Source organism: Oharaeibacter diazotrophicus, from assembly GCF_004362745.1.
GTDB lineage: Bacteria > Pseudomonadota > Alphaproteobacteria > Rhizobiales > Pleomorphomonadaceae > Oharaeibacter > Oharaeibacter diazotrophicus.
The window spans coordinates 75,887-88,423 of record NZ_SNXY01000007.1 but is presented as its reverse complement, the minus strand read 5'-3'; the positions used below and the strand labels follow the sequence as shown (position 1 = coordinate 88,423).

General features: G+C 72.1%; 10 protein-coding genes. 2 read left to right on the top strand and 8 right to left on the bottom strand.

The window, feature by feature from the left end:
* The first annotated feature begins 4 nt into the window (after positions 1-4).
* Together EDD54_RS08935 and groEL are read left to right on the top strand one after the other, a co-directional pair.
* On the top strand, positions 5-814 hold the full coding sequence (locus tag EDD54_RS08935; protein ID WP_126540843.1) for an iron-sulfur cluster assembly protein: 810 nt from the start codon (positions 5-7) through the stop codon (positions 812-814).
* Positions 815-925: 111 nt separating this feature from the next.
* Complete coding sequence (groEL, locus tag EDD54_RS08930; protein WP_126540842.1) at positions 926-2,557, top strand: molecular chaperone GroEL; 1,632 nt, start codon at positions 926-928, stop codon at positions 2,555-2,557.
* A gap of 193 nt (positions 2,558-2,750) precedes the next feature.
* On the opposite strand, the gene EDD54_RS08925 is transcribed toward groEL, so the two are convergent.
* The 8 genes from EDD54_RS08925 to EDD54_RS08890 form a co-directional block, all read right to left on the bottom strand.
* A complete protein-coding gene (locus EDD54_RS08925) occupies positions 2,751-4,826 on the bottom strand; it encodes a sigma-54-dependent Fis family transcriptional regulator (protein ID WP_207620245.1) in 2,076 nt (691 codons plus the stop codon).
* Positions 4,827-4,932: 106 nt separating this feature from the next.
* A complete protein-coding gene (locus EDD54_RS08920) occupies positions 4,933-5,406 on the bottom strand; it encodes a hypothetical protein (protein WP_126541920.1) in 474 nt (157 codons plus the stop codon).
* Between the two features lie 173 nt (positions 5,407-5,579).
* The gene (locus EDD54_RS08915) at positions 5,580-6,797 is read right to left on the bottom strand and encodes an ABC transporter substrate-binding protein (protein WP_126540841.1); all 1,218 of its coding nucleotides are present in this window, start codon (positions 6,795-6,797) and stop codon (positions 5,580-5,582) included.
* Between the two features lie 272 nt (positions 6,798-7,069).
* Positions 7,070-7,480, bottom strand: a complete 411-nt coding sequence (locus EDD54_RS08910; protein ID WP_126540840.1) for an EF-hand domain-containing protein — start codon at positions 7,478-7,480, stop codon at positions 7,070-7,072.
* A 130-nt stretch (positions 7,481-7,610) separates the two neighbouring features.
* Positions 7,611-8,585, bottom strand: coding sequence for a PQQ-dependent catabolism-associated beta-propeller protein (locus EDD54_RS08905; RefSeq protein WP_126540839.1), 975 nt, complete (start codon positions 8,583-8,585; stop codon positions 7,611-7,613).
* Between the two features lie 23 nt (positions 8,586-8,608).
* A complete protein-coding gene (locus EDD54_RS08900) occupies positions 8,609-9,856 on the bottom strand; it encodes an ABC transporter substrate-binding protein (RefSeq protein ID WP_126540838.1) in 1,248 nt (415 codons plus the stop codon).
* Positions 9,857-9,863: 7 nt separating this feature from the next.
* Positions 9,864-10,688, bottom strand: coding sequence for a c-type cytochrome (locus tag EDD54_RS23415; RefSeq protein ID WP_245515707.1), 825 nt, complete (start codon positions 10,686-10,688; stop codon positions 9,864-9,866).
* A gap of 46 nt (positions 10,689-10,734) precedes the next feature.
* Positions 10,735-12,522 (bottom strand): quinoprotein dehydrogenase-associated putative ABC transporter substrate-binding protein, encoded by a 1,788-nt coding sequence (locus EDD54_RS08890; protein ID WP_126540837.1) that lies wholly within the window; start codon positions 12,520-12,522, stop codon positions 10,735-10,737.
* Between the last annotated feature and the right edge of the window lie 15 nt (positions 12,523-12,537).

Below are 12,537 nucleotides of genomic sequence, written 5' to 3'. Positions count from 1 at the left end.
GACGATGAGCACCGTCGCCACGCTCGACGGAGGCCGCCAGGGGGAACTCTGGCGGCGGCTCCGGGCCGTCACCGATCCCGAACTCGACGAGTCCATCGTGGACATGGGTTTCGTCGAGCGCGCCGACATCCTCGCCGACGGCACCGTCGTCGTCGACTTCCGGCTGCCGACCTACTGGTGTTCGCCGAACTTCGTGTTCCTGATGCTGGAGGACGTGCGCGCCGCCGTCGAGGGCCTGTCCTGGGCACCGGCCCACCGGCTGACCCTGCACGACCACATGTTCGCCGAGGACGTCAACGCCGGCCTCGCCGCCGGGCGCTCGTTCCCCGAGATCTTCGGCGCGCTCGCCGTCGAGGACGACCTCTCGGCCCTGCGCGCCAAGTTCCGCGAGAAGGCGTTCAAGCGGCGCCAGGAGACGGTGCTGCTCGATCTCCGGCGCACCCTCACCGACGCGACGCTCCTGACCATGGACCTCGCCGCCCTCGCCGCGGCGCGGCCGTCGGCAGGACCCGACGACGCGATCGGGCGCTATCTCGAGGCGGTCGCGCTGCGCTGGCCGGGCTGCGGCACCGACGCGCCGGCGTTCCGCAGCTACGAGGGCGCCGTGCTCGGCCCGGCCGACCTCGACGGCCATCTCGCCGACCTCAGGGCCGTGCGCATCAACATGGAGTTCTCCGGCGCGCTCTGCCGGGGGCTCAAGGGAACGCGCTACAAGGAGGTGGAGATGGTCGACGGCGAACCGACGCTGGTCGACTTCATCCTGGATCGCGTGCCGCCGAGAGGCTGCGCCGGCCCCTCCGCCCACACGGCCTGACACCGCGCCCGCGACGCTCCCGGTCGGAGCGTCGCGAGGCGGGGACGACACCACGCGACGCCGTCCGGCGCCGCCAACGAGAACCGCGCCCGCGCGGGAAGGAGGAGAGCTATGCCCAAATTGCTGATCCACAACGAGCATGCCCGCCGTGCCCTCGCCCGCGGCGTCGCCCAGCTGGCGGCGGCGGTCGAGCCGACGCTGGGGCCGAAGGGCATGAACGCCATGATCGACCGCCCCATCGGCACGCCGATGGTGACGCGCGACGGCGTCAGCATCGCCGCCGAGATCGAGCTGCACGATCGCTTCGAGAACATGGGGGCCCAGGTGGTCCGCGAGGTCTCGATGCAGACCAACGAGATCGCCGGCGACGGCACCACCACCGCCATCGTGCTCGCCAACGCGCTGGTGCAGCGCGGCGTCGAGGCCAACGAGCGCGGCGCCAAGGCGGTCGACCTCGTCCGCGGCATCGACCTCGCCGTCGGCCGGGTGGTCGACGCGCTGAAGGCCCACGCCAGGCCTGCCGATGCCGGCGGCCACCTCGCCGCCGTCGCCACCATCGCCGCGACCGATGCCAAGCTCGGCGCCCTCGTCGCCGAGGCCTTCGACCGGGTCGGGGCGAGCGGCGTCATCACCACCGAGTTCAGCGTCACCACCGAGACGACGCTCGAGGTCGTCGAGGGCATGTCCTTCGACCGCGGCTATCTCTCCCACCACATGGTGACCGATCCGGAGAAGATGGAGGCGGTGCAGGAGCGCCCGCTGATCCTGATCACCGACCTCAAGATCCGCGACCCGCAGGCGCTCGAGCCCGTCCGCGCCATCGCCGCCAAGGCCGGCCGGCCGCTGACGATCGTGGCCGAGGAGGTCGCGCCGGAGGTGGTGGTGGCCCTGCTCGGGCGCAGCGGCGCCGGCCGCTACCTGGTGGTCCACCCGCCGGAATACGGCCACTGGCGCAAGGCGCTGCTCGAGGACATGGCGATCCTCACCGGCGGCCGGGTCGTCGCCCGCGACCTCGGCGGACGCCTCGAGGACGTCAGGCCCGAGGACCTCGGCTCGGCCGACCGCGTGCGCACGAGCGCCAGCCACACCGCGATCATCCGCGGCCACGGCGATCCGGTGCAGATAGCGGCACGGCGGGCGCAGGTGCAGCGCCAGTTCGAGCTCGCGCCGCCCAACATCGAGCAGGACAAGCTGCGCGAGCGCCTCGCCAAGCTCTCCAGCGGCACCGCCGTGCTCTACGCCGGCGGCGTCACCCCGGTCGAGCAGAAGCGCACGATCCAGCTGATCGAGGATTCGCTCTCCGCCGTCCGGGCGGCGGCCGAGGAGGGCGTGATCGCCGGCGGCGGCTCGGCGCTCGCCCAGGTCGGCGGCGTGCTCGACGACCTCCTCGCCTCCACCGACGGCGACGTCGCCGCCGGCGTCAGGCTTGTGAAGTCGGTGCTGACGCGGCCGCTGTGGCGGATCGTGACCAACGCCGGCGGCAGCGCCGACGACGTCGTCGCCCGCGTCTCCGCCGTCAACGGCGGCTTCGGCTACGACGCCGCGCGCGGCACCTTCGGCAACATGTACGAGGCCGGCATCGTCGATCCCGTGCGCGTCACCACCACGGCGCTGAAGAACGCCGCCTCGGTCGCCAAGCTGATCCTGACCACCGAGACGCTGGTCGGCGACCTCGCCGAGGACGAGGACCCCACCGCCGGCCCCGCGCTCGGCGGCGGCGCCGAGAAGCTCGGCCGGGCTTGACGCGAGGACCGCGCGGATCCCCCGCCCGCCCTCCTGGCCGGGGACCACGGCGGCGCGACACGACCCGCTCGACGGCGAGCGGCGGACGTTCCGACCCATTCGGGACGTCCGCCGTGCGCGTTTCGTCGCCGTTCCCCGAGGTTCGGCCCCGTCGGTACGTCGCGACCGCCCTGCCCCCCGGGGTGGGGCACGATCACACGAAGCCGCGGCGGATGCCGTATTGCTCGAGCTTGCGGTAGAGCGTCGGCCGGGAGATGCCGAGCCGGAGCGCGACCCGGCTGAGGTTGCCGCCCTCGGCGGCGAGGGCGTCCATGACTCGCTGGCGGTCGATCTCGCCGGCGCGCGCCGCCGCCGGCTGCGCACCGGCCTTCGGCCCGTCCGGCATCGCGGTGGCGGCCGCCGGCTCGGCCGGCGTCTCGAGCATCTCCGCCGGCAGGTCCTCGAGGCGCACGGTGTCGTCGCGTCGGAGCACGTGCAGCCGTTCGACGAGATTGCGCAGCTCGCGCACGTTGCCGGGCCAGGTGTGCGCGGCGAGATGGTCGACCACCTCCCGCTCGAACACCAGCGCCGGCCGGCCGCTGCGACCGGCGATCCGCTCGTTGAAATGCTGCAAGAGCAGCGGCACGTCGCCCTCCCGCTCGCGCAGCGGCGGCACCCGGATGCTGACCGTGCTGATCCGGTAGTAGAGGTCGCGGCGGAAGCGACCCTGCTCGACCTCGCGGCGGAGGTTGCGGTTGGTCGAGGCGATCAGCCGGACGTCGACCGGCCGCGGCCGGCTGTCGCCGATCCGGTGCACCACCCGCTCCTCCAGCACCCGCAGCAGGAAGGGCTGGATCTCGAGCGGCATCTCGCCGATCTCGTCGAGGCTGAGCACGCCGCCGTTGGCGAGCTCGAACACCCCTGGCTTGCCCTCCTTGGTCGCGCCGGTGAAGGCGCCGGCGACGTGGCCGAACAGCTCGCTGCCGAAGAGTTCGTGGGTGATCGCGCCGCAGTTGACCGCTACGAAGGCCGCCGCCGCCGACTTGCGGCAGCCCTGGTGCACCAGCCGCGCGAACAGTTCCTTGCCGACGCCGGTCTCGCCTTCGATCAGCAGCGAGGTCACCTCGGGCGTCTCGGCCACCCGGCAGGCGAGGTCGACCGCCTCGCGGATCGCCGCGCTCTCGCCGACGATCGCCGCGGCGGCGCCTTCGCGGAGCCTGGGCAGCGGCCTGGGCAGCGGCCGGTGCTCGGCCTCGGACGCGCGCTCGGGGAACACCAGCGCGACGCCGCGCAGGCCGCCTTCCACGGCGAGGTCGCTGACGTGGCAGGACTTCATCGCCTCCGGCAGCGCGCCGCCTAGGTCGAGCCCGCGGCGGCCGTCGGCGCGCCGCACCTCGAAGCGGCGCGGCACCGCGCCGCCGCCGGTCGGCTTGAAGAAGTCCCGCGCGACCGCGTCGGGCAGGTTGTTGGCGTAGACCAGCCGGCCGCGATGGTCGACGATCGCGAGCCCGTCGCGGCGGCGGTAGTTCGGGGCGTTGGCGATGAAGGCCTCGAGCAGGCGCAGGCGGTTCTCGTTCTGCTGGTCGGCGAGGGCCTTCTCGATCTCGCGCGCCGCCGCCGCCACCAGGGCGGTGTTGTGCGGGCGGAAGATGTCCGGCGGGCCTGAGAGGTCGACGACGCCGAGGATGGCGCCGTCGATCGGGTCGCGGATCGGCGCACCGGCGCAGGTCCAGCCCTTGATGCCGGCGCAGAAATGCTCGGCTGCGTGCACGTAGACCGGCTCGCCGGTGAGCAGGGCCGTGCCGATGCCGTTGGTGCCGACCGCGTCCTCGGTCCACTTGCCGCCGACGGCGAGGTGGATGTCCATGCCCCGGCGCATGGTCGCGTAGTCGCCGATCACGTCGACCAGCACGCCTTCGGCGTCGGCGAGGGTCAGCATGGCGCCGGTGCCGTCGAGCAGACGGCCGAGGCCGGCGAAGGTCCGCCGCGAGGCGTGCATCAACTCGCCGTTGGCGTGGCTGCGGTGCTCGATCTCGGCCTTGCCGGTCTCGATCGGCGCCTCCGAGCACTGCGCGTCGGTACCGCCGCTGGCGCAGCGCGTCCAGGACTGGTGGATCAGCGAGCGCACCGCGGCGCCGTCGCGGCCGTCGCCGTCGGCCAGCAGCCGCTCCCACGCCCGCATCGTGGTGCGCTCGTCGTAGTCGAGCAGCGTCGACGGACGCAGAGCAGCCGCCGGCCAGGACGGCGGCGCGGGTGATGATCGGTCGTCAGGCGTCCCGGGTGTCTTCATCCGGCCGTCCTCGACAAGCCGCGGACGTGCCGCGGCATCCGTCGATCGGGGTTGGGTCGTGGCGGCGCGGGCGCCGCTCGGGCGTCTCGGCGTGGCGCAGCTCGGCTCAAGCGATGCCGAGCGCCCGCGCGATGTCGCCGGCGAGCCGGTCCTCGCCGCCCTCGGGGGCGAGCGCGGTGCCGTCGAAAGGCGCCAGCGCGGCCGCGACCTCCGGGTCGACCGGCGCGAAGAAGCCGTTCGCCGCGGTGGCGAGAACGAAGACCTCGCGCCCCTCCCGCCGCCGGAGGTCGCCGAGATGGTGGATCTGGCGGCCGCTGCCGGCGTCGTAGGCGACCACGCGGCCGTTGATGCTGACGCGGATGCGCACGTCCGCCGGTCCCGCCGCCGCGGCACCACCGAGCACGTGGACGATGCGCCCCTCCGGCTTCGGCTCTTCCTTCGGTTTCTGGCTCGCCGAATACCCGCCCTGCGTGAGATGATCGGCGATCTTGGCGATGGTTCCACGATTCTGCGTCAGGATCTTCCGCAGTCGTTCGTCCTGCGGACCCGGCCCGCTCGCCCTGGAAATAATGTCGACCATGGCGCTCCTCCTCACCAAAGTCTCATCGTTTCGCCGGGGTCAAGTTCCCGTCTTCACCACGGACGAGGCCGCAACATACGGCATATCCGGGAAAATAGGTATTATGTGGCTACCACGACGGCCGGTATTTTCACGCTGCGGTGCACCACCGCCCGCCCCGGTGCCGAACGCGGCTACTTCGGCAGCCGGCACTTCGTCTCGGGCTGGTCGACGCCGAGGGTGTCGAGTTCGGTGACGGCGTGCAGGAAGCCCTCCTGGGGCGACACCGACACCAGCGTGCGGGTGTCGGTCAGCAGGATCGGCTGACGCAGCTGATGGTTCCAGGGCCTGATCGTCAGCTTCTGGCCCTTGAAGGCGGCGACCTCCAGCTTCGGCCCGAGCACGTAGGCGCGGATGGCGGCGGCGTCGCCGGTCTTCGCCCGCGTCGCCGCCTCGCCGACGATCCGCACCGCCGTCCAGGCGTCGGCGTCGCGCGCCGACATCGGCCGTCCGGCGAACTTGGCGAACCGGCTCTGCATCTGCATCGCGCCCCACTGCTCGTGGTTCGGGTTCCAGCTCGTCGGCATCAGGCCCGCCGACCCGGCCACTGGCTTGGCTTCCCAGGTGCGGAAGGGGATGTAGGCGCCGAAGACGTCGCTCTCGTCGGCGACCACCACGACGTCGTGCTCGGGGGCGTTCTGGGTGAACACCGGCAGCTGCTGCTGGACCTGGATGTGGCCGCTGTCGGTGCGCCGGGCGGTGTCGGTCGAGGAATAGACGCGCTCCTCGACGACCTGCCCGCCGAACTTGGTCGCCGCCGCCTTCAGCGCGTCGGCCCAGAGCTCGTCCTTCGGCAGCGCGCCGGAGAGCAGGAACCAGCGCGGCCAGCGCTTCCACACCAGATACTGCGCCAGCCCATCCGCCAGCATCGAGTAGGTCGGCGTGACGTGGACGACGTCGGCCCGGCAGTCCGCCTCGCGCAGCGAATCCTCGGGGGCGGCGACGTTGAAGATCAGCTGGTCGGGCGCGCCCGAGGCGTCGGCGAGCGCGAGCACGGTCTCGGCCGGCACCTCGGCGACCACCAGCGTGACGCCGGCGGCGGCGAGTTCGGCCTGGGCCGCGAGCGCCTCGGCGGTCGAGGTCACGGTCTTCTCGACCAGCGCGAAGGACTGGCCGGTGAAGCTGCCGGTCGTGTTGTTGTCGGCCACCGCGAGCCGCGCGCCGGCGAGACCGTCGTCGGCGGCCGGCTGGTCGTAGAGCGACAGCGTGACGTGTTCGACGCCCCACTTCAGATAGCCGATCCGGATCTCGACCGGGGGTGCCTTGGTGGCGGCCGCCGCCGGTACGGCGGATCCGGCGCAGACCGCCAGCAGCAGCGCGGCGGCGATCCGGGATGCGGCGTCTCGGGACATGGCGACCTCCACCGGCACGGGGGACACGACCGGGGGCCTCGCACATCCGGTCGACGGGGCCCGCGACTATGGGTGGCGCCACCGGTGGGCTGAAGGGGACATTGTCCCGACAGGGCTTGCCGAATTTTCCCGACGGACGGGCGAATCGCCGCGGGGGCGGCACGATCACGGTGCCGGAAACGGCGGGGCCGGCGGCGGATCGCTCCGCGCCGGCCCCGGGGACGTCGGTCGAGGGAAGGCCCGCCCGCGTCAAGCGCGCGCGGGCGCCGGCCTCACTTGATCAGCACGAGCAGCAGCGACTGGCCGGCCGGCGTGTCGAGCTCGGCCTCGGTCAGCTTGCCGTCCTTGTCGGCGTCGGCCGCCTCGAAGCGGCTGCGGACGATCGACAGCCACTCGTCCATCTCGAGCGTCTGGTCGCCGTCCTTGTTGACGGCGGCCCAGTCGGCCTCGGTCAGGCGGCCCTCGGTCTCGTCGGGCTCCAGCGTGGTGTCGCCGTCCGGATTGATCGCCGAGAACAGTTGGGTGCCCCAGTCGATCACCTCGACGATCTCGAAGGTGTCGTCACCGTCCTTGTTGAGCTGGGCGAGTGCCTCCTTGCCGGTGACGGCGGTGGCGGGGCTGCAGAGCGCGGCGAGGCCGGCCGCGGCGAGCGCGGCAGAGACGAGTGTGCGCATACGGGACATTGCGTATTCTCCTTGCTGTCGGCCTCCGGAATCGCCGGGTCTCGGAGCGGCCGAGACCCGCATATCCGGTTCAACGGTCGGACCGATGACACGTTCCGCGCGATGCTGCCATGCGCATATCAACCTCGGCTCAGGGCATCGTCGCGATCCCCCACGGCAGCCGACCCACCGGCACCGAGCGTTCCGCGGTCAGCGTCGCGACGTCGACGACGGTCATGTCGTTGGTGAGGCCGTTGGCGACGTAGAGCTTGGCGCCGTCGGCGGAGAGGTCCATGTGCCAGGGCCGCTGGCCCACCAGCACGTAGTCCTTGACCGCCCGCGTCGCGGTGTCGACCACGGCGACGCGGTTGGCCGGACCGAGCGCGACGAAGGCGAGCTTGCCGTCGCGCGAGAAGCGCAGGCCGACCGGCTGGATCAGTTCGGGCCTGAGGCCCGCCACCTCGAAGCCGATCCGGCCGACCGGCGCGAAGGTCTCGGCGTCGATCACCGACACCGTGCCGCCGATCTCGGAGGTGACCCAGACCGTCTTCTGGTCCGGCGCGTAGCGGGCATAGCGCGGCCGGGTGTCGACCAGCACGTTGGCGAGCACCTCGAGCGAGTCGGCGTCGATGAAATGGGCCATCGACGTGCTCTCGGAGGTCACGACGATCCGTTTGGAATCCTCGGAGATCGCGACACCCTCGGGCTCGACGCCGACCGGGATCTCGGCCGCGACCGCCCCGTCGGCGCGGCCCATCACCGTCACCATCGCGTCGTCCTCGTTGGCGATGTAGATCCGCTCGCCCTTCGGATCGACGTCGAGCAGTTCCGGGTCTGGCCCGGAGTCGAGCGTCCGCACGATCTCGAGGCGGGCCGTGTCGATCACGTCGATGCGGTCGTCGTCGCCCGAGCAGACGAACACCTCGCGGCCGTCGCGCGAGATCACGATGCCGCGCGGCCGCGCGCCCGTCTCGATCGTCTTCACCACCGCGTAGGTCGCGGGGTCGAGCACGGTGACCGTGTTGTCCTTCTCGTTGGAGACGAAGATCGCCCCCGCGAAGGCCGGCGCGGCCGAGGCCGCGAGGACGGCCGCCGAGAGCAGCGCGGGGATCGGGTGGCGGGGCATCGGGTCTCCTCCGGGAGCGGTCGTCAGGGGAAGCGGCAGGTGCTGTCGGGCAGGTCGAAGCCCAGCGTGTCGAGTTCGGAGCGTTCGTGCAGGAAGCCCTCCTGCGGCGAGATCGAGACCAGCGCGCGCGGCCCCATGACGAGGATCGGCTGGCGCAGCTGGTTGTCCCAGGGCCGGAAGGTCATGCCGATGCCCTTGTGGCCGGCGATCCGGAACTCCGGGCCGGTGACGTAGGCGCGCACGTCCGCCGGCGCGGCCGAGCCCGTCCGGGTCACCGCCTCGCCGAAGATCTTGGCGGCGAGCCAGCCGTCGTAGTCGCGCTCGCGCATCCAGCGTTTGGCCCGGCGCTCGAACGAGGACTGCAGCGACATGCCGCCGAACTGCTCGAAGGCGCGGTGCCAGCCGACGCCGACGAGACCGTGGGTGCCGACCACCGGCCGCGGCCGGTCGGTCTGGTAGGAGAGATACTCGCCGAAGGTCTCCGAGGCGTCGGCGACGAAGGCGACGTCGTAGTCCGGCGCGCCCTGGGTCACCATCGGCATCTGGGTCTGGACCTGCTGGTGCCCGGACTCGACCCGGCGCGACCCCGCCTCGAAGGCGTAGGAGCGGCGCTCGACGATCTCGGCCCCGAACTTGGTCGCCGCGCGCTCGACCGCGGCGGCGTAGGCGAGGTCCGCCGGGGCGGTGCCGGCGACCAGCAGCCAGTTCTTCCAGCGCTTCCAGATCAGGTATTGCGCGAGGCCGTCGGTGCGCTGGGCGTAGCTCGGCGCCACGTGGAAGACGTTGGCGCGGCACCGCGACTGGCGCAGGTCGTCGTCGCCGTCGCGGATGTTGAGGATCATGGCGTCGGCCGCGCCCGACCGGGCGGCGACCGCGAGCAGGTCGACACCGTCGAGGTCGGCGATCACGAAGCGCACGCCGGCCGCGAACAGGGCGTCCGCGGCGGCGGCGACGTCGCCGTCCCGGGCCACGACCACCTCGTCCATGACGAAGTCGTCGCCGAGCAGTCGGCCGGTCGCCTTGTTCTCGCGGTCGCCGAGCCGGGCGCCGGCGAGGCCCTCGTCGTCGACGATCGGGTCGAGCAGCGACAACGGCGGCGGATCCGGATAGGCCTTGCCGAGATAGGCGTAGTGCGCCGTCACCCTGGGCGCGCGGGCCTTGGCCGCGTCGGCCGCCGCCACGGGGCGCACGGCGACCGCCGCGACAGCGACCGCCGTCAGGAGGACCGCGGTCAGCGGTCCGATCAGGTCGAAACCCGGGCGCCGGCGCATCCCCACCTCACTTCTGGTGCAGCGACTGGATGAAGGTGACGATCTTCCAGAGGTCGTCGCTGTTCTCGATGATGTCGCCGTAGGGCGGCATCGGCCCGACCACGTTCTCGCGGCCCTTGCGCGAGTAGCCCTCGGCCTGGAGATCGTCGCTGCCGAGCGTGATCAGGCGGAACAGCGTGTCGGGATCCGAGCCGTAGACCCAGACCTCGTTGGAGAGCGGCGGGCACATGCCGCCGCCGCCGTTGCCGCCGTGGCAGCCGTTGCAGGAGTTGGCGAGGAACAGCTGGTGGCCCTCGGCGGCGACCTGCGCGTTGCCCTCGTAGGGGTTCTTCAGCGTGCCCTTGGCGGCGCCGGCGATCACCTCGCGCGGACCGACCACCTTGTCGCCGCGATGCGCGAGCTGCTCGGCGGCGGCGGCCTTCAGCTCGTCGGTCACCGGATCGCAGCGCCCGGCCACGATCGCCTTCTGGCCGGACTTGCCGAGGTAGACGACGGTGCACATCTCGGCGTCGGAGACCTGGAACAGCGTCAGCTCGCTCGCCTTGACCGACGTCTCCTCGCCGCCGTTGACCTTGACCTTGATCGCGTCGTTGGCGACCTCGGTCACCGCGATCTTCAGCTTGCCGCCCAGATAGTCGCGCTCGGCGCCGGCGGCGATCTTGCCCTGCTCCTTCGGTACCGGGATCTTGTACTTCTCGTCGATCGGCCCCTGGATCGCGGCGCGGACGACGAGGCTCGGCCGCTCGAGCGGCGCCGGCCCCATCGCGAGGGCCGCCCCCGCGGCGACGAGCAGCGCGGCGGCGGCGACGGCGGATGACACGAACGTCTTCACGGATTCTGGCCCTCTGGGATGACGGGGGGATGCCGGCGAGCCGTCGTCACGGCTTCTTCTGGAACAGGGTGAGCGCCTGCACCGCCGCGGCGGCGTCGGCCTCGCGGGCGACGTCGAGGGCCGAGCGGCCGGCGTTGTCGGTGGCGGCGAGGTCGGCGCCGGCCTTGGCGAGCAGACCGATCATCGCGGCGTTGTCGAAACCGGCCGCGATCATCGCCGCGGTGACGCCGTGGCGGGTGCGGGCGTCGAGGTCGGCGCCCTTGGCGACCAACTGCTCGGCGAGCGCGACGATCGAGGGCCCCTGTGCGATCTGGGCGTCGCGGTTGTTGGCCTCGTACTGGGTGGCCGCCACCATCATCGGCGTCAGCGCCTCCGTGCCGAAGCGCTCGTCGACCGGCGCGCCGGCGGCGATCAGCGTTTCGGCGGCGAAGTACTTGCCCTCCGAGAGCGCGAGGCCGAGCGGCGACACCCCGTTCGGCGTCTGCCGGCCGAGGTCGGCGCCGCGCTCGGCCAGCAGCTTCACCGTCGGCTGGTGGTTGCGCAGGATGGCGTGCTGCAGCAGCGTCCACCCCGAGAGGTCGGTCGCCTCGACGTCGGCACCGTGGTCGAGCAGGAAGGCGACGAGCTCGGTGTCGCGGCTCTGCGCCGCGGTGATCACCGCGGGCGCGCCGAGCTTGGAACGCCGGTTCACGTCGGCACCGCGGGCGATCAGCGCCTCGATGCGCGCCTCGTCGGAGGCGAGCACCGCGCCCTCGAGGAGATCCTGCGCCTTCGCCCCCGCCGCGATCTCGGCGTCGACCTTGGCGACGGTGACGATCTGGTCGGGCGAGGCCTTGGCGGCGTCGATGCGGCGGGTCTCCTCCGGCGCCACCTCGGTGAAGCGCTTCTGGCCCTCGTCGACGATGCGGTCGAAATATGTGCCGTGGGACGGCAGGTCGCCGTCGACCACGCAGGCCGAGCAGCGCACCAGCGGCACGCCGAAGTCGTCGAGGATCGCCCGGATCTCGTCCCTGGAGTCCTCGAGGGCGAAGTCGAGGGCGTATTTCAGGATGGGATCGTTGGTGCGCACGCCGAAGGCGAGGTCGAACTCGAGGACCACCTGGTCCTCCATCAGGTTGACCGGCTGCAGCGTCAGCGGCGCGCCCTGCTTCTTCAGCCAGCCGGCGAACGGCCCCCAGACGCCGGCGGCGTCGAGCGTGCCGTCCACCACCTTCTGCACCTGCCGCCAGGGCTGCTTCTCCGGCTCGAGATCGGCATCCTGGCTGATGACGTGGACGTCGAGCTTCTCCTTGCGGCCGTGGCGGGCGAGCGCCTCGCGGAAGGCCGAGTGCTGGAACACGCCGATGCGGATGTCCTCGAGGCGGGGGTCGTCGAAGCCGGAGAAGGTGAAGTTCCGGTCGGTCCGCGTCGCCAGCACGTAGGTCGAGCGGTAGATCGGCACCGTGGTCAGGATGCGCTCGTAGCCGTAGGGCACCTCGATCAGGATGTCGCACTCGTTGTTGTCGAAGGTCTCGCGGGTGAGCCCGCGCTCGAGGAACGGCCGCCAGAAGGTCGAGACCTTGGCGCCGAGCCGCTTCGCCACCACCTCGGCGATCCGGTTCTGGAAGCCGGCGCCGTGGACGTCGGACAGCGGCAGGTTGCCCGGATCGGCGCAGAATTTCAGCGTGTCGTAGCGCTGGTCGCGCGCCGCCTTGCGCGCCGCCGTCCGCTCCGCCGGCGTCATCTGCTGATACGGGATCTGCTTGTTGAAGGCCGGGGCCTCCTCGGCGGCCGCGGCGCCGAGCACCGCCGCCTGCACGGCCAAGAGCACCGTCAGTATCGAACCGATCCGCATCACCACGCATCCTCC